The organism is Streptomyces sp. NBC_00690 (assembly GCF_036226685.1).
Classification (GTDB): Bacteria; Actinomycetota; Actinomycetes; order Streptomycetales; family Streptomycetaceae; genus Streptomyces.
Genome location: NZ_CP109009.1, coordinates 613280 through 629711 on the forward strand (window position 1 = coordinate 613280; position 16432 = coordinate 629711).

16 protein-coding genes are annotated in these 16432 nt (G+C 68.4%); 7 read left to right on the top strand and 9 right to left on the bottom strand.

Annotated features, from left to right (window positions below; all coding sequences use genetic code 11):
- Positions 1 to 41: 41 nt before the first annotated feature.
- Positions 42 to 1172, bottom strand: a complete 1131-nt coding sequence (locus tag OID54_RS02640; protein ID WP_329013320.1) for an alpha/beta hydrolase — start codon at positions 1170 to 1172, stop codon at positions 42 to 44.
- 567 nt (positions 1173 to 1739) lie between these two features.
- Here OID54_RS02640 and OID54_RS02645 point away from each other — a divergent pair.
- A complete protein-coding gene (locus tag OID54_RS02645; protein WP_329013323.1) occupies positions 1740 to 3638 on the top strand; it encodes an ATP-binding cassette domain-containing protein in 1899 nt (632 codons plus the stop codon).
- Here the strand turns inward: OID54_RS02645 and OID54_RS02650 are convergent.
- Positions 3584 to 4972 carry an aminotransferase class V-fold PLP-dependent enzyme gene (locus OID54_RS02650; protein ID WP_329013326.1) on the bottom strand — a complete coding sequence of 463 codons (1389 nt, stop codon included), beginning with the start codon at positions 4970 to 4972 and terminating at the stop codon, positions 3584 to 3586. The genes OID54_RS02645 and OID54_RS02650 overlap by 55 nt on opposite strands.
- A gap of 789 nt (positions 4973 to 5761) precedes the next feature.
- Here OID54_RS02650 and OID54_RS02655 point away from each other — a divergent pair.
- Entirely contained in the window at positions 5762 to 6769 is a 1008-nt protein-coding gene (locus tag OID54_RS02655) for a zinc-binding dehydrogenase (protein WP_329013329.1), read from the top strand.
- A 339-nt stretch (positions 6770 to 7108) separates the two neighbouring features.
- Here OID54_RS02655 and OID54_RS02660 read toward each other — a convergent pair whose 3' ends face one another.
- Positions 7109 to 7492 carry a BlaI/MecI/CopY family transcriptional regulator gene (locus tag OID54_RS02660; protein ID WP_329013331.1) on the bottom strand — a complete coding sequence of 128 codons (384 nt, stop codon included), beginning with the start codon at positions 7490 to 7492 and terminating at the stop codon, positions 7109 to 7111.
- Between the two features lie 479 nt (positions 7493 to 7971).
- Between OID54_RS02660 and OID54_RS02665 the strand changes: the two genes are divergently transcribed.
- Positions 7972 to 8751, top strand: coding sequence for a nucleotidyltransferase domain-containing protein (locus OID54_RS02665; protein ID WP_329013334.1), 780 nt, complete (start codon positions 7972 to 7974; stop codon positions 8749 to 8751).
- Between the two features lie 81 nt (positions 8752 to 8832).
- Here the strand turns inward: OID54_RS02665 and OID54_RS02670 are convergent, their stop codons facing one another.
- The 3 genes from OID54_RS02670 to OID54_RS02680 form a co-directional block, all read right to left on the bottom strand.
- Entirely contained in the window at positions 8833 to 9168 is a 336-nt protein-coding gene (locus OID54_RS02670) for a hypothetical protein (protein WP_329013339.1), read from the bottom strand.
- Positions 9165 to 9710 carry a sigma-70 family RNA polymerase sigma factor gene (locus tag OID54_RS02675; RefSeq protein WP_329027223.1) on the bottom strand — a complete coding sequence of 182 codons (546 nt, stop codon included), beginning with the start codon at positions 9708 to 9710 and terminating at the stop codon, positions 9165 to 9167. The genes OID54_RS02670 and OID54_RS02675 overlap by 4 nt, the downstream gene beginning before the upstream one ends.
- Positions 9711 to 9955: 245 nt before the next feature.
- On the bottom strand, positions 9956 to 11521 hold the full coding sequence (locus tag OID54_RS02680) for a sodium:solute symporter family protein (RefSeq protein ID WP_329013344.1): 1566 nt from the start codon (positions 11519 to 11521) through the stop codon (positions 9956 to 9958).
- Positions 11522 to 11722: 201 nt separating this feature from the next.
- On the opposite strand from OID54_RS02680, the gene OID54_RS02685 reads away from it, so the two are divergent.
- The 3 genes from OID54_RS02685 (at position 11723) to OID54_RS02695 (ending at position 14391) form a co-directional block, all read left to right on the top strand.
- Positions 11723 to 11962, top strand: coding sequence for a DUF3311 domain-containing protein (locus tag OID54_RS02685; protein ID WP_383537669.1), 240 nt, complete (start codon positions 11723 to 11725; stop codon positions 11960 to 11962).
- Positions 11963 to 12058: 96 nt separating this feature from the next.
- Positions 12059 to 14179 carry a carbon starvation CstA family protein gene (locus OID54_RS02690; protein ID WP_329013347.1) on the top strand — a complete coding sequence of 707 codons (2121 nt, stop codon included), beginning with the start codon at positions 12059 to 12061 and terminating at the stop codon, positions 14177 to 14179.
- Positions 14176 to 14391, top strand: coding sequence for a YbdD/YjiX family protein (locus OID54_RS02695; RefSeq protein ID WP_329013349.1), 216 nt, complete (start codon positions 14176 to 14178; stop codon positions 14389 to 14391). The genes OID54_RS02690 and OID54_RS02695 overlap by 4 nt, the downstream gene beginning before the upstream one ends.
- Before the next feature lie 65 nt (positions 14392 to 14456).
- On the opposite strand, the gene OID54_RS02700 is transcribed toward OID54_RS02695, so the two are convergent.
- Positions 14457 to 14912 carry a lamin tail domain-containing protein gene (locus OID54_RS02700; RefSeq protein ID WP_329013351.1) on the bottom strand — a complete coding sequence of 152 codons (456 nt, stop codon included), beginning with the start codon at positions 14910 to 14912 and terminating at the stop codon, positions 14457 to 14459.
- Between the two features lie 142 nt (positions 14913 to 15054).
- Between OID54_RS02700 and OID54_RS02705 the strand changes: the two genes are divergently transcribed.
- On the top strand, positions 15055 to 15180 hold the full coding sequence (locus OID54_RS02705; protein WP_329013354.1) for a hypothetical protein: 126 nt from the start codon (positions 15055 to 15057) through the stop codon (positions 15178 to 15180).
- A gap of 15 nt (positions 15181 to 15195) precedes the next feature.
- On the opposite strand, the gene tgmB is transcribed toward OID54_RS02705, so the two are convergent.
- Both tgmB and tgmA read right to left on the bottom strand, forming a co-directional pair.
- Positions 15196 to 16137, bottom strand: a complete 942-nt coding sequence (gene tgmB, locus OID54_RS02710) for an ATP-grasp ribosomal peptide maturase (protein WP_329013357.1) — start codon at positions 16135 to 16137, stop codon at positions 15196 to 15198.
- A 13-nt stretch (positions 16138 to 16150) separates the two neighbouring features.
- Positions 16151 to 16342, bottom strand: coding sequence for a putative ATP-grasp-modified RiPP (gene tgmA / locus OID54_RS02715; protein ID WP_329013359.1), 192 nt, complete (start codon positions 16340 to 16342; stop codon positions 16151 to 16153).
- Positions 16343 to 16432 lie beyond the last annotated feature (90 nt).

Sequence of the window (16432 nt, forward strand, 5' to 3'; positions counted from 1 at the left end):
GGGCGGTGTGAGCCCGCCCCGGCGCCGAGTGTTCCGTCAGGTCAGTTGCCGCGGCTCCACCGAAACTCGATCTCGGGGAACCGTCGTGAAGGCGCGCTCAAGAGCGGAGCAGGACGACGGGCGAGGAAGCGGCCGAAGAACGCGACCGCGTACGCGCGGGTGATCTCGGAAGCCCGGACGGGCGGGAGGGTACCGAACGCACCCTGCCAGTCCGCCGCGGGCCACACCGTGCGCAGGCCGATCGCCTCGGCGTAGGAGGGCAGATCGGTTGCGGTCAGATGTCCGCCGTCGGCCAGGTGGAGATGGCGTCCCCAGCCGTGGTGCGCGGCCCGCCACCGTCCCCAGCTCTCATGGTCCGGGGCGGAACTGAGGAGCAGATAGGGCCGGTCCAGTCCCACATCGGGGACCGTGGTGCCGAACAGCCCGCCGTCGAGGTTGAGGCCGGCGATGAATCGTCGGTCCTGGCGCATCGCCTCCGCAGCCGCGGGCCCGCCCATGGAGTGTCCCAGCAGTCCGATGCGGGGCGGCAGCACATGGCGTTCGGTCAGACGGTCCGCGACGAAGCGGAGGTCCGCGGCTCGCACGGCGATCTCCAGGCGGTCCTGGGCGTCCCAGTCGTCCGGGTTGGCGGGGAGCCCGCCGAGGATCAGACGCCCGTCGGGGAAGGCGACGACTGCGGCGTCGTGGGTGTGGTCGACCGCCGCCACCAGGTGCCCGTGCGAGGCGAGTTCGACGGCGAGGGACGTGGTCAGGGCGCGGACGGAACCGCGTCCGTGGCTGAGGAGGATCAAGGTGGGCAGGCGTGGTGCCCGGCGCCCGGCGCTCGCTCCGGTGCGAACGCGGGCCAACGCTCCGGCCGGTGCGCCCCAACCGGTCTCCAACAGCTGGGCGGCCCTCGGGTCGAGGTACGCGGTTTCGGGGGCTCCGGTGGGGGCGTTGGGGAACCAGAGCTGAACCATCAACTCGCGAGGACCGGGGCGGGGGGCCAGCGGGTCGGTGCGGGTCTGGTCGACCAAGGGGAAGGAACGGGTGGCCACGGCTAGTCCGCCCGAGGGTCGGGGCAGCGGCAGTGGGCTTCCGGTCAGGGGTGGGGCGGCGTGGGCGGTGCCGGGCAGGGCAGCCGCAACGGCCGCGCCTCCGGCCCCCAGCAGCAGGGAACGACGAGCGAGCACCGAAACCTCCTGGGGCCGCGGGAGCGGGAGTGTTCCCGGGGCACGCACACCATAATTGGTCCGGACCAATTTTCGTGAGGGTTTGGGGATCACGCATCTGACCTGTGCCGTAGTCGAGTCGTCCGAGGCCCGAACTCGGCATCTGTGCCTGCCCCGTGAGAGTCAGGGGCCGGCGCACCACCTCGTCGATCACCGCAGGGAAATGGGCCGAACGTCCCCCTGCGAGTGACTGCCCGTGGTTTCGGGTGGCTGTCGCAACCACTCTTTCGGGTCGGACCGGATCGAAGGATGAGGCATCTCCACGACATGTCTGTGCAGTTCGTGGCGGTAGCGCTGCCGCACCTGGGCAAGCGGGGAGCGCGGCCCACCGGCCGTCAAGAGGAGGAGAGTTGCCGACGAGCAGCCGTCCAGAACCATCGGCACCGCCGTGATGACGAACCGCGCTGACCGGCAGTGGGGAACGGAGCACCAGGTGTGCCCGGTACGCCGTCTGGGCAGTGCTGTGACGTCGTACGGCGCCGTCCCGCGTCCTGGGGTGGCGGCGCACCGGGTGGCTGGAGATGACTGATGGCACGGACCGGACGAACACCGGGCGGAACGCACATCCACATGGCCGACGCAGGGCTGCGGGTGCGGGGCGGTAGAGAGGCACTCCACGGAGTGAGTCTCGACATCACGCCGGGACAACTCACGGCGATCGCGGGCGGCAGTGGCGCAGGCAAATCACTCCTGCTGGAACTGCTCGCCGGATTACGCCTCCCCTCGACCGGTACGGTCCACCACGACGGCCGAACACCCGCGCAGGCCGCGGTGCCCTCCGGTTTTGTGCCGCAGGAGGACATCGTGCACCGCGGCTTGGGCCTACGGCGCAGCCTGGAGTACGCGGCGCGGTTGCGTGGTGCCGCCGCCGACAGCGTCGAGGGCGTGTTGCGGGAGTTGGGGCTCGCCGAACGCGCCGAGCAGAGCGTGGGAACGCTCAGCGGAGGGGAACGGAAGCGCGCAGGCATCGCGGTCGAACTGCTGACCCGGCCGCGCGTCCTCTTCCTGGACGAACCGACCTCCGGCCTCGACCCGGCGACCGGGGAACGGTTGATGGACACGCTGGCCGCACTGGCGTCCTCCGGGGTCACCGTGGTGCTGACCACCCACTCCCCCGCCGACCTCGCCCGCTGCCACCAGGTGGTCTTCCTGACCCCGGACGGCGAGTTCGCCGGGTCCGGTACGCCGGACGAGGTGCTGCGGCGCTTCGACGCACATGACTTCACCGCGGTGTACGCGGCGGTCGCCGAACCCTCCGGTGCAGTCGGTACTTCTGCCGCCGACGGCACCGCACGGCAAGCGCCGCAAACATCGGTCGGGGCGGTGGGAGCCGCGGAATCGATGGAATCGGTCAGGGCCGTGCCCGCCGCAACCATGGATACGGCTCCCGGCTCCGCCGACGGCGAGCGCGATCCCAGCCGCAGCGAGCACACCCGACCCGTCACACAAGGGACTCCACCACCGCCCGAGGCGCTACCGTCGCCGGTGATCGAGGAGTCCCTCGTGCGGTCACCGTCTTCGGGACCGGGCGCGGTCGGGCAGTGGTGGTTGTTGACCCGACGCGGGGGAGAACTCCTGGTGCGGGACCGACTGTCCGCGGCAATCATGGTGGGTTCGCCTCTGATGATCGTGGCCATGTTCGCGCTGCTGTTCCGCCCAGGGGTCTTCGATCCCGACCGACCGAGTCCGTCGTCGACGGCGATGGTCCTGTTCTGGATCGCGTTCGGCGCCTTCTTCTTCGGTCTCGCCTACGGTCTGCTGCAGATCTGCGGGGAGTTGGGCGTGGTCCGCCGCGAGCGGCTGACCACCTTGCGCCTCGGCCCCTATCTGGCGTCCAAGGTCACCCTGTTGTTGCCGGTGCTGGCCCTTGCGGACGCCCTTCTGCTCCTCGTCCTCCGGGTCGGGGACCGACTGCCGGACGCCGGCATGGATGTGTACGGTTCGCTCTTCCTGACCAGCGCCCTGGCGTCGGCCGCTGGGCTCGCCCTGGGCCTGCTGACCTCCGCTTCGGTCGCGGACCCGGCCCAGGCCGCCCTCATGCTCCCGCTGTTGTGCTTCCCCCAGGTGCTGTTCTCTGGTGCTTTCGTACCGGTTCCGCTCATGGCGACGGCCGGTCAGTGGATCAGTGTGGCGATGACCAACCGCTGGGCGTTCGAGGCGCTGGGTTCCGGCGCTGATCTTGAAGGGCTGTGGGCTCGGGGGGGTTCACCCCTGGGCCGCCCGCTGCTCGCTTCGTACGGCGACAGCTTCGCTCATGAGCCGTGGACCAGGTGGCTCATCCTGATCGGGTTCTCGGTCCTCTTCATCTGGGTGGCGGGTTGGTTGCTGAACCGTCGGTGCCCCACCGTCCACCGGCCCATCGTGAGCCGCCGTCAGCAGGTCAGCCGGGGTGCGAGGCCCTCCGGGGAGGGCACGCTGTCCCGGTAGGTGTGCAGGAGGAAGCGAAGCAGCGCATCGACGTCAGACGGCTGCGACGGCAGTCCCAGGGACACCCGGATCGCTCCGCCCGATGGCAGCCCCAGACGGGTGAGGTACTCGTCGATCGTGGTGTTGTCACGGTGCCGGCCGGTGCGTTGAAGTGCTTTGAAACCGATGTCGAAGGCGGCTTCTCCAGCCCCCGGATTGCAGAAGCAGCCGGTGCGCAGGGAGATCCCGGCGCGGGCACTGTCCCGGGCGACGATGCGCTCGTCGACGACCGTGCCGTCGGCGTCGAGCACGTTGAGGGCCAGGGTGCCGCCCCGGCGATGGACTGTGCGCGGCCCGTAGAGCCGAACCAGAGGGCTGCCGTCGCCGTGGCGCAGCGCGAGCAGCCCCGACAGGAGGCGTGCGGTGAGCTGGGCGACGTGGTCGTGGACGGCTTCGATGCCGATGGACTCCACCCAGTCGATGCCGGTGCTGATCTCGGGTATCGCATGGAAGTCGACGCTGCCGTCCTCGAAGGCGGCTTCTCCTTCGGCGAGGCGGTGCCACTGTCCCTGGGCGCTCACCACCTGGATCGTGCCGCCCGAGAACCAGGGGCGGCGCAGCAGGCCGAGCGCGGACTTCCTTGCGATGAGGCAGCCCACCCCGGTGGGGTAGCCGAAGACCTTGTACCAGCTCAGTACGGTGAAGTCGGCGGGCCAGCGACTGAGCCGCAGCCGGTTGGTGGGGGCGAAGGCGGCGGCATCGAGCAGCACGTGCCAGCCGTGTTGCTGTGCGTACGGTATCCACTCCAGCGGGTGCTGCACGCCGCTGAAGTTGCTCTGGGCGGGAAAGGCGAACAGTCCGCGCCCGCCGCGGCGGGGACGCAGGGCGCGGCTGATGGCCGCGTCCGGGACGCGTAGCTCCGGTCCGGTGAGGGGGACGTAGGTGGTGGGGGCGCCGCGTGTTCGGGCGAACTCCCTCAGTCCGTTGACCGAGTTGTGGTTGTCGAGGGTGAGGAGGAGTCGTGCGTGGCGGGGGTGGAAGGGATAGCCCTCGCCGACGAGTCGACAGGCTGCGGTCGCGTTGGCCGTGAAGATGGCGGTGTATTGGGAGGGGTCGGCGTCGACGAAGTCGAGCACCCTGTGTCTCGCCTCCTCGACGAGTGCGGTGGTGCTGGCGGATGCGGGACTGTCGGAGTGCGGGTTGCCGTACACGCCTTGGGTGAGTCGGTCCGCTTGGATGCGCAGTTGGCGGCGGGCGGGCAGCCCGGAGCCCGTGTAGTCGAGGTAGACATGGCTCGTTTCATCGAGGTAGCCGTATTCGGTGGCTCGCACGCCCGCAAAGTCCGCTTCCGTCATGGAGCCGGCATGTGCTCGATGTCGTGTGTCCTGACGTTTGTCGTCGGTGCCGGTTGTCCCGGTTCTGTCTTCGGCCATGCTGTCCCCTGACCGTCGCCCCACTCCAGGATGCGTCCGGTGACCGTACGTCGGCAAGACGACCTCTCAGCGGGCGTCGGGCGGGTGAGTGCGAGGGGACGGATGGGGTGAAGACGGCGAGCCCCAGCTGCCCCATAGGAGTGGCGGATGGGAGCACATGGCGCACTGTCCGCGCATCGCCGCAGGCCACAGCAGTAGTGGATGCGCTGGCGGCGGAGGGCGGGAGGACGTGCGCCCCGGGGTGGAGCACAGGTCACCATCGGCGAACCCGGTGGGTCGACGGAAGAGATCTTGCGATGCCGGACAGGCCGTCCGATGGCCGCGGAAGCGATCAATTCGAGCCAAAGCGCCCAGGGATCCGGAGGAAGCCGTCCGGCTGGATGATCGACACGGATGGGTTCCCCGCAGTGGTCAAGCACATGCGCTCGAAGGAATCGAGACAACCTCCCCGGAGGGACTGCGGCTCTTCGAACGATCGGGCCTTCTGTTCGACTCGGGGCACCCCAAGGCACACAGCGGGCCGGTGCCTGGGGCGTGGGAACGGGTCTTCCACGGGGTGGGCGAGCGTTTCGCCCGTTCCCGATCCCCGGGTGATGCCCGCGCGCCGATGGCCGCTACGGCCATCGGTGGCGTGTCGAGACGGTGCGGTCCCCGCAATCGGCGCACACCAGGTGACGATGGTGACCAGCCGTGACCTCTGGGGAGTGTGTGATGGAACAGACCATGCGGGCCGTCGTCCTCGACGAGCCCGGGCCTGCGGACCGGTTGCATCTGCGGGTGCTGCCGCTGCCCGATCCACCACCGGGCTGGGTGCGCATCGCGGTGCGGGCCTTCGGACTCAACCGATCGGAACTACACACCCGACTCGGCCTGGCACAGGGAGTCACCTTCCCCCGAGTGCTGGGCATCGAAGCCGTGGGAGTCGTGGACCACGACCCGGACGGGGTGTGGGCGGCCGGTCAGCAGGTCGTCACCATGATGGGCGGGATGGGGAGGAGCTACGACGGGGGGTACGCCGAGTACACCGTGGTTCCGCGCTCGCAGATCATCCCCTTCCGCTCGGCGCTGCCCTGGGAGGTGATCGGGGCGGTTCCCGAGACGCTCCAGACCGCCTACGGCTCGCTCACGACGGGGCTCGATCTCCAGCGGGGGCAAACGTTGCTGATCCGCGGTGGAACGTCCGCCCTGGGGCTGGCGGCGATCGCGCTCGCCAAGGACATCGGCGCGACCGTGCTCGCCACCACACGCAATCCGGCACGCACCACAGCGCTGAGCGAGCACGGCGTGGACCACCCGCTCGTCGACGATGGGGCCCTGGCGGAGCACGTGAGGGCGTTGGTGCCTCAGGGGGTCGATGCCGCGCTGGAGCTCGTCGGCACTCCCACGCTGCCGGACACCTTGGCCGCCACGCGCGTCCACGGCACGGTCTGCTTCACCGGCATGCTCTCGAACAAATGGACGGTGAAGGACTTCTATCCGATCGACTATCTGCCGCGCGGCGTGCGTCTGACCGCCTATGCGGGCGAGGCGGGCGACCTGCCCGCCGATGTCCTCCAGCGCAGCCTGGACCGGATCGGGTCCGGAGAGCTTTCCCTCGGCCCGGTGCACGTGTACGAGTTCGATGACATCAGAACGGCCCACCAGGACCTGGAGCAAGGCCGAAGGGCAGGAAAACTGGTCGTGCGCGTCGGCGAGAGAGGCACGGAAGGCACCATCTGACGCAACACCGAAGGGAGACTCCATACTCTGGCATATGCGTCATCGATATGGTGCTGGCTGAATCTCCATGCAAAACACTGCTCAACAGACTCCATTTCATCGCCGTTTCCCCAGCGCCCGACAATCTGTCCACAAGGTCAAACAGACGAGATTTCATCCATCGACATCAAGGCTCCTCAGAGAGAAAGCCCCTCACGAGGGAAGAAACTCCAACACTGTCCTCAACCACCACACTGCGGCCAACCACGGCAGCCATTAGCCTCACACCGAGGGGTAGCAAACCCACGAGACCGAACAGTTTCAGTCTCTTGATCTAAGCCCCCTCCCAGAGGGCAGCATCTATTTCTCGCCAGGAGTACCCTCCCGCACTTCGATGGTGCGCAGGGCACTGTCAAAAGCTTCCCGCTGCTGGGGCGACATCATCGCGACGAAGGAAACCACCGCCGCCTGAGGGCTGTCGCTCCTCGCCCATGCCTCCCTCATCAGGGTGGCTGCGTAGTCAGCCCTGGTCGAGACCGGGCTGTAGCGAAATGCCCGCCCTTCGAGCTCCCTACGGAGCCAGCCCTTCTGATGCACCTTGTCCATCACGGTCATGACGGTCGTGTAGGCGATGGACCGGTCCCGTTGAAGATCTTCCAGGACCTCCCGAACCGTAACGGGGCGGTTCCAGCGCCACACGCGGGTCATCACCGCGTCTTCCAGCTCTCCCAACTGGCCTTTCACACCGCCCAGCCTAGGGAATCGGCGGAGCGCACCCAAGCTATTACCGGTTCTGCGCCCCAACTGCCCACGGGCCTTTCTTGTGAATGTCGAAATGAGTCACGAAGAAGCCTCGGGGCACGAGGACTCAACCGACCGCTGACCCACGTTTCACTGGATTCCACAACTCCGCGTCGGCTTCGGTTCCTTCACGGAGAGGACGATGGAGGGTCTCGATCCTTGGCCCGATTCGACACGGGCCACGGCGAGGAACCCACGGGTGAAAGCGCCGCGCCCCTGCGCTGAAGCGCCCAGGAATGCGTCCGACCCACGAAGATCGCCCGCTCTCTCGTCGAGCCCGTACAGACAATCGGTCGAGGTGTCTCGACCGTAGTGATCACCCCGTGGTAGCAACGGAACCGGCCGGCACGACATCAGCCGCCCTCGGTACAGCGTGGGGCTGCGACGCGTCCGTGCACATCCCGACCGAGAGGTTCCCCGCAGTGGCAGACCACGACCCGAGCACCGCACTCCTGCTCGACCGATTCCTGCGCGAGGTGGTCGACCTCCTGTCGCCGGTTGCGATCTGGGCCCACGGCTCCCTCGGCGGGGGCGACTACCAGCCGGGCCGCAGCGACATCGATCTGATCGCCGTTCTCGAAGGGCGGTGCACCGCGAAGCAATCACACGGTCTCGACCTCCTCCACCGCAGACTTGTCGAGGAGGTCCCGCTCGCGGCGAAGCTGCACTGCGGCTATCTCCCCCGGACCGAGTTGACCGATGTGCACATCGAGCATCTGACCTGGGCCCATCAGGAGTTGTTCCACCGAACGGTGACACCGGTGACCCGAAGGGAACTCCATCTCTTCGGGGTGGTTCTGCACGGACCGTCACCGACCCGATTGCTCCCACCCATCACTCAGGACGCCTTGGCCGCGTTCCTCGTCGAGGAGATACAGGGGCCCTGGCGGGAGGCATTGGCCAAGCCTCAACTGTGGCGGCAGGACGGCTGGGTCGACTTCGGGATGTTGGCCCTGGCCCGGGCGTCGGAGACCCTGAAGTCCGGACGACTGATCACCAAGGCCGAGGCCATCGATCTACTCGTCGACGAGTGGGACGCACCCGCCGAGGTCATCGCCGACATCAGGGCCCGTCGCTACGGCACCCCGACCCCCGCGACGCCCGAGTGGATCGCCCGCCGAGCACGACTCACGATCGATTTTCTCCACAGCGCGTTGGAGAGCACCACGATGGAGCGCAAGGGAGTCGACCCTTCGGCATGAGGCGCCGTACGGGCGAGCGGTGGCCGTGCCGGGTCGACCCGACCCGTATCGGGCAGCTATCGGGCGTACGGAACCGGGTCCTCAGGGCCCTCCCGTGGTACCCGGCAGGGCCGGTGCGAACGGAACAGTCGCCGGCGAAGTCGGACCCGGTGGGCGGTCGTCGTGGAAGATTCCGGGAGAACCCGGCGGCGCCGAATTGAGTACCCACAGCCCGGCGAGGGTGGCCAGGGTGAAGACCACGGTCACCAGGAGCGTCAGGACCAGACGTCGGCGACGCTCGCGGCGCTGCCACTCGCCCCGCGCCGTACGGTATGCGTCGGGGGCGGGATGGACCTGTCCCGCGAGGGCCTCCATCGCCTCCCGCAGTTGCCTCTCGGTGCCGGGGATGTTCATCGGCTCGGTGTCCTGGCCGCTCATCGACGGTTCTCCATCACCTGAGTCAGTGCGGCGATGCCGCGCGCAGTGTGCGTCTTGACCGAACCCGCTGAGATCCCCATGGCCTTGGCGATCTCGCCCTCCTTGAGCCCCATCCAGTGGCGCAGGACGAGTGCCTCCCGCTGCCGCGGCGGCAGCTTCTGCAAGGCCACGATCAACGCCTGCTGATCATCGTGGAGCAGGGCCGTGTACTCGGCCGAGGCCACCGGTTCGGCCAACGGGGTCTCGGCGTGCTTGCGAACGATCTGGAGGTGACGTATCCGCATGCGCGTCAGATTGCAGACGACGGACCGCAGATAGGACTCCGCGCGGTCGGCATCGCGCAGCTTGCGCCACTTCCGATAGATCTCGTAGTACGCCTCGGCGACGATGTTCTCCGGATCGTCCGCGCCGAGGAGCGCCGCGAGTCGGAGCATCGAGGTGTAGTGCAACTCGAAGAGGCGGGCGAGCGCGGCTTCCCGCTCCGGCTCGCCCGTGCCGTGGCGCGGGAGCGCTCGGGGAAGCCGGGCGGAGGAGGGTGCCATGGCCGGCTGCTGACCTGGTGGACCCGGATCCCGGTTTCGATCGGCGGCGTCGACCGTCTCCCCGCTCCGGGGCTGCGGTTGTCCGGGCAACAGGCCCGGGACGCGCTCGCCCCGTTCGTCGTGTGCGGGCTTCCCGGCCGAGTCGGGCGCGGACATCGGATCGGCCACGGGCGCAGCAGCCTCCGGATCCACCGCCACCGCGGGTTCTGGTGGCAGGAGCGTGCGGGAGGCTCGCAAGGTCCGTCTCATGGGGAAGTCGTTCCCGTCTCGGGCCGGGGCCGAACTGATGGCCCTGTGGACAGTGAAGTGGCATCCGGCCCCTGAGGAACGCCCCTCCACCGCAGCAGGGCGGTTCCCGCTGCGGCGACGACCAGATTGAGGATCAGGGCCGCGAGCCCGGCATAGATTTCGACGGTGTGGCCGCTCGGGCCGAGCGGTATGACGGGCGAGAATCCCTCCCGTACGACCATGACGGTACCGAAGCCCATGCCCAGCGCCCAGCCCACGAGCAGTGCGCGGTCATGGAGCCAGCGCGTGTACAGGCCGATGGCCACGGCCGGGAAGATCTGGAGGATCCATACGCCTCCGAGGAGTTGCAGGTTGATGGCTGCCTGATCGCGCAGGCCGAAGACGAAGGCGATCGCGCCCACCTTGGCGGTGAGCGAGACCGCCTGGGCTATCCGGACCTGGCGCTTGGGGGTCGCCGTCGGGTGGACGTACTCGACGTACACATTGCGGACGAACGAGGTCGCGGCGGCCACGGACATCACCGCGGCCGGAACGAGGGCTCCCACCGTGATGGCCCCGAAGACCAGACCCGCCAACGGGGCCGGCATCATCCCGCCGACCAGCATCGGCACGGCTGATTCCGCATTGCCCGCCGGGGTGCGCACCCCGGCCGCGATGGCGGCGACGCCCAGGAGCCCGAAGAGGGCGAGGACCGCGGTCCAGGCGGGGAGCGCCACACAGACCCGCCGCAAGGTGGTGGGCCCTGCTGCGGCGAACCCCGCGGTGAGCACATGGGGGTACATCAGCAGGGCGAGCGCCGATCCGAGTGCGAGGGTGGCGAACGCGGGTTGCTGGTCCGGGGCGAGGAGCAGGGAGGCTCCGGGCGAGCCCTGCTCGGCGAGCCGGTCGGCGGCCCTGCTGAACACCGCGCCCGGCCCGCCGAGTCCGTCGAGCACCAGCCATACCATCGCCAGTACGGAGGCGAAGACGGCAACGCCCTTGAAGGCGGAGATGACCGTCGGGGCACGCAGCCCGTACCGATAGGTGGCGACCGCGAGTCCGGCGAAGAGGACGACCATCGCCAGATCGACCGCGAAGGCGTCCGAGGTGTCCATGCCACCGGCGTTCAGGACGGCACGGATGCCGAGGAGTTGTAGGGCTAGGTAGGGCATGGTGGCGAGGATGCCGGTGAGGGCGACGACGAGGGCCAGCAGTCGGGAGCCGTACCGACCGTGGACGAAGTCGGCCACGGTGATGTATCCGTGCTCCCGGGCGACGGACCAGAGCCGGGGAAGCAGGACGAAGGCGAGCGGGCAGACGATGACCGTGTAGGGGACAGCGAAGAAGGCGGGCGCGCCGTTTCCGTAGGCAAGACCGGGAACCGCGGTGAAGGTGTAGGCGGTGAAGACGGTCCCGCCCAGGAGGAGCCAGGTCCATCCGGTGCCCAGGCTCCGGTCGGCGAGCGCCCAGCCCTCCAGCGAGGGCAGCGTGTCGCGGACGTGGAAGCGTCGGGCCCACGCCGCCAGCAGCGACACCGCGCCGATGACGGCGAGGAACGCCGCGGCCACGGCACCTTCGGTCATCGTTCACCGTCCGTGCTGTTCGCTGCGCGCGATGCGCCTGGGCTGTCGTCCGGCCGCTCGGGAAGCACGTCCGGTCCGAGGGAGAGCAAGTCCACGGTCAAGTTCGTGTGTACTCCGTGTCAACCAAACCGCTCGGACCGGCAACTCTTCCACAGACCGGCGGAAAACAGGGACGGACAGCCGACAACGACGGAGGAACCCTTGACGGAAAGCATCCACCCACCACGGCGCGACGGCCCGGGCAGGGTCCGCCGCACGGTGGCAGGCGTGTGCCTCATCGTCCCTGTCATCGCCCTCCTGTGGGTGCCCTGGTACGCACAGGACCGGCCTCGCCTGGCCGGAGTCCCGTTCTTCTACTGGTACCAGCTCGCCTGGGTACCGGGTTGCACCCTGGTGCTGCTCATCGCGCACCTCCTGACGCGGCGGCGTTCGGATCCATGATCTGACGCCGCCGTCCGGCGCCGCGCCGTCCCCTTCCCCCGGCGCGGCCCACCCGGTTCTTCGTGCTGATGTGCCACCCCCACCGTAAGGAGCACTGTGTCCCGGTCAACCACGCCCCTGTCCCGGGCGAATCCGAAGTCGATCCTCATCTGGGCGACCGTCGCCGTCGTCGGAGCCCTGTGCTGGGGCGTGCTCGCCCTGTCGCGCGGCGAGGAGATCTCGGCCGTCTGGCTGGTCGGCGCCGCCCTGGGCTCGTACGCCATCGCCTACCGCTTCTACTCGCGGTTCATCGTGACGCGAGTGCTGCGGCCCGATGACACCCGGGCGACGCCGGCTGAGCGGCTGGAAGACGGAGTGGACTACCAGCCCACCGATCGACGGGTGCTGCTGGGGCACCACTTCGCCGCCATCGCCGGCGCCGGGCCGCTGGTCGGTCCGGTCCTCGCGATCCAGATGGGCTATCTGCCCGGCACTATCTGGATCGTGTTCGGGGTGATCTTCGCCGGTGCCGTGCAGGACATGGTCGTGCTGTTCCTGTCGATGCGGCGCGACGGCAAGAGCCTCGGCCAGATGGCTCGGGACGAGATCGGCAAGGTGGGTGGCGCCGCCGCGTTGATCGCCGTGTTCATCATCATGATCATTCTGCTGGCGGTGCTCGCGCTGGTCGTGGTGAACGCCCTGGCCCACTCGCCCTGGGGCACCTTCTCGGTGGCCATGACCATCCCGATCGCCCTGTTCATGGGGTTCTATCTGCATGTCATGCGGCCGGGGCGGGTGTTGGAGACCAGTCTCATCGGCGTCGTCCTGCTCCTGTTGGCGATCGTGGCGGGCGGCTGGATCCAGAACTCCTCGCTTGCCGACACCTTTACTCTGTCCCCGACCACTTTGGTGTTCTGCCTGGTCGGCTACGGCTTCGTCGCATCGGTCCTTCCGGTGTGGATGCTCTTGGCGCCGCGTGACTACCTCTCCACCTTTATGAAGATCGGGACGATCGCGCTGCTGGCGGTCGGTGTGGTGGTCGCTGCTCCGGTCCTGAAGGCCGAGCCGGTGAGCACGTTCGCCTCGGCGGGTGACGGTCCGGTCTTCGCGGGTTCCCTATTCCCCTTCTTGTTCATCACCATCGCCTGCGGTGCCCTCTCCGGCTTCCATTCGCTGGTCTCCTCCGGGACCACGCCGAAGCTGATCGAGAAGGAGTCCCAGGTCCGCATGATCGGCTACGGCGCCATGCTGATGGAGTCGTTCGTGGCCGTGATGGCGCTGATCGCCGCGGCGGTGCTCGACCCGGGTCTCTACTACGCGATGAACGCCCCGGCGGGTGTGCTGGGCACCACGGTCGAGTCGGCTTCCCAGGCCGTGGCCAATCTGGGCTTCACCATCTCGCCCGAGGAACTGGCCGCGGCGGCAAAGGCGGTGGAGGAGAGCACCCTGGTCGCGAGGACCGGCGGGGCACCCACCCTCGCGGTCGGTATGTCGCAGATCTTCTCCGATGTCATCGGGGGTGAGGGCATGAAGGCGTTCTGGTACCACTTCGCCATCATGTTCGAGGCCCTGTTCATCCTGACGACCGTCGACGCCGGTACCCGTGTCGGCCGGTTCATGCTCCAGGACATGCTGGGCAACGTCTGGAAGCCCCTGGGCCGGGTCCACTGGAAGCCCGGCATCTGGCTCGCGAGTGCGGTGGTCGTGGCCGGCTGGGGGTACTTCCTCTACGCAGGAGCCACCGACCCGCTGGGCGGCATCAACCAGCTCTTCCCGCTGTTCGGCATCGCGAACCAACTCCTGGCCGCCGTAGCCCTGACCGTGGCGACCACGGTACTGATCAAGTCGGGGCGGTTCCGCTGGGCCTGGGTGACGGGTGTGCCACTCGCCTTCACGGTGGCGGTCACGTTCACGGCGAGTTGGCAGAAGGTCTTCTCGGACGATCCCCGGGTCGGGTTCTTCGCCCAGCGGGACCGGTACGCGGATGCGATCGACGCGGGAACCGTGCTGCCACCGGCCAAGGGCATGGACGACATGCACACCATCGTGACCAACTCCACCGTCGACGGCGTACTGATCGTCCTCTTCGTGGTGCTGGTGACGACAGTCATCGTCAACGCGACGCTGGTGTGCGTACGCACCCTGCGCTCTCCCACACCGCCGCCGACGACCGAGACGCCCTATGTCGCATCCCGGCTCGACGCCCCCGCCGTGGAAATGGTCGGAGGACGGGAGTGAGGGGCCGGCTGCGCTCCGTGTTCCACACCGCCCAACGCACACTGGGCGGGGTGCACTGGTATCTCCAGGAGTTGACCGGGGAGACGGCCTACGAGCGGCACTGCGCCCGCCACCGCAAGAAGCATCCGCTGGTACCGGCGCCGACTCGGCGGGAGTTCCAACGGATGCGCGCCCGACGCCGGGAGGCGGAACCGGGATCGGGTTGCTGCTGAACGATGAACCGGGGCCGGGTGCCCGTCCGATCGAGCGGACGGGCACCCTTCCCATGACCGGGCGGTCAGCAGTTCTTGTAGTCGACCCGGGTGGAGTTGTACGAGCAGGTGTCGACCTTGGCGCCGGACGCCTTCTTCAGCGTGGCCGTGTCCTTGTCGTTGTTCCAGACGTAGGCCGCACGCCCCTGGAAGCGGGTGGTGGTGCTGTTGGTGCCCTTGCCGGTCCGGACCGTGACCGTCTTACCCTTGCCCAGGGTGTAGCTACCGAAGACGTACTTGTGGTTCGCGGCGTCGGTGAGCGTCCACCCCTTCAGATTGACGGCGTACTTGGTGGTGTTGCGGATCTGCACCCACTCACCGTTCAGGCTGGAGTTGGTCCGGGTGTCGGAACCCGGGCTGTCGTAGTAGACCTTGTACAGATGAACCGATCCCGTGGCCGCCTGCGCGGTCGAGGGCAGCAGGACGAGCCCGCCGAGACACGCCGCGGCGGCGGCAACGGCGATGGTACGGGTCTGAAGCATGAGCATCCCTGTGAACTCAGGCCGGGCACCCCCCACATTCGGGCCCGGCGAGGCGCTCAGAGTAAGCCACGATCACTCGAAGTGAAGAATCTTTGCAGAATGTGAGGGGCTCGCGTAGGCGAAGCTGCGGTCCGACGGAGACTTGGCGGATCGTCGTCGTCGCACCGGGGGCTCCAGGGCCGCGGACATCGCGGGATCGACCCTGAGCGCCCCCGCGTTGACCGTCGACGGCGCGGGAGCGCTCACCGGAGGCTGGACCACGCCGTGAGACGGCATCCGACCATCACGCGGAGATTTCCTCGCCCGGAGCGCCCAACCAGGCGGCGACCGCATCCGCCACGGGTTGCTCGGTCTCCAGTTCGATGAAGCCGAACTGGCCACCCTGGTTGCACTCCAGGAACCACCAGGTCCCCTCCGAGTCCTCGGCGAAGTCGAACGCACCGTAGGCGAGCCCGGCGAGTTCCTTGTACCGGGCCACCGCCCGCGCCACCCGGCCCGGCACCTCGATCGGTCGCCAGGTGTGCTCGGTGTCGCCGTACCGCCCGTCCACCTGCCCCGGCTCGGCGACCTTCCGCGCGGCGAAGGACTCGGCACCGACGCTGGTGAGCCGGATGTCGGCGGTCTTGGCGATGTACCGCTGGAACAGGGTGGGGGCGGCGGCGACATCGGAGAAGTCCGCGTCCTGGGGCACGAGGCTGGTGGGCAGCGCCATGGGCGGATCGTTGGGTGGCTTCCCCGACACCGCCTTCACCACGACGTGCCGGTACTGGTCGGCGAACTGTCGGGCGACCCGGGGGTACGTGGTGATGACGGTGGCGGGCACGGGGAACCCACTGCGATGCGCCAGCCGCAATTGCCAGGGCTTGAGGCGCGCCTTGGCCGCGGCCGACGGATCGTTCATCCAACGGGCCTGGGTGCACTCCAGCATCCCGTAGAGCGCCTGCCCGCTCTCGGCCGTCAGCCAAGCCGACGGGTCGGGCGCATGGGCTGCGGGTTCACCGGGTCGACGGACCCAGATCGACCGCAGCCCGTCCATGCTCACCACGCGTCCACCCATCGACAGATAGCCGCGGAACTCCCCCCGTACGAACTCCGCGGAAAGCGTGGCTTCACCCGGCAGGTCGACGGGATCGAACCGGACCAGAGGGACGCCTCGCTTGTGGAGTTGCGCCACCACCATGTCCGCCGTCACGTCCTGCTCGCAGGTCAGGATCAACACCGTCATCGTGCAGCGCGGTTCAGTCGTCGAAGTGGGTGGCGGAGCCGGCTGTGGACGTGGTGGTGCCGACCGCCGCCAGCAGCGCCCTGTCCATGATGGCGGGGCGACCGTCCGGGAGGACGTTCAGCTGAAGGGTGGAGTCATACGAGTACTGGTCGATGACAGGCGCCAGTTCTGCCGGACGTGCGTAGTTCCACGCGAACGGTTTCATGGTTTCTCCCTGGCCCACACGGGACTGTTCCGTGGCCACTGCGTGGCCTCATGAGAGCAATACGTGGAGTCGATGTAGTTGACTCATCAC

Bases quoted from the DNA above. Each gene is read 5' to 3' on its own strand.
- OID54_RS02645 (WP_329013323.1), top strand. From the start codon at position 1,740: ATGGCACGGACCGGACGAACACCGGGCGGAACGCACATCCACATGGCC.
- OID54_RS02650 (WP_329013326.1), bottom strand. From the start codon at position 4,972: ATGACGGAAGCGGACTTTGCGGGCGTGCGAGCCACCGAATACGGCTAC.
- OID54_RS02655 (WP_329013329.1), top strand. From the start codon at position 5,762: ATGGAACAGACCATGCGGGCCGTCGTCCTCGACGAGCCCGGGCCTGCG.
- OID54_RS02670 (WP_329013339.1), bottom strand. From the start codon at position 9,168: ATGAGCGGCCAGGACACCGAGCCGATGAACATCCCCGGCACCGAGAGG.
- OID54_RS02675 (WP_329027223.1), bottom strand. From the start codon at position 9,710: ATGGCACCCTCCTCCGCCCGGCTTCCCCGAGCGCTCCCGCGCCACGGC.
- OID54_RS02680 (WP_329013344.1), bottom strand. From the start codon at position 11,521: ATGACCGAAGGTGCCGTGGCCGCGGCGTTCCTCGCCGTCATCGGCGCG.
- OID54_RS02700 (WP_329013351.1), bottom strand. From the start codon at position 14,912: ATGCTTCAGACCCGTACCATCGCCGTTGCCGCCGCCGCGGCGTGTCTC.
- tgmB (WP_329013357.1), bottom strand. From the start codon at position 16,137: ATGACGGTGTTGATCCTGACCTGCGAGCAGGACGTGACGGCGGACATG.
- tgmA (WP_329013359.1), bottom strand. From the start codon at position 16,342: ATGAAACCGTTCGCGTGGAACTACGCACGTCCGGCAGAACTGGCGCCT.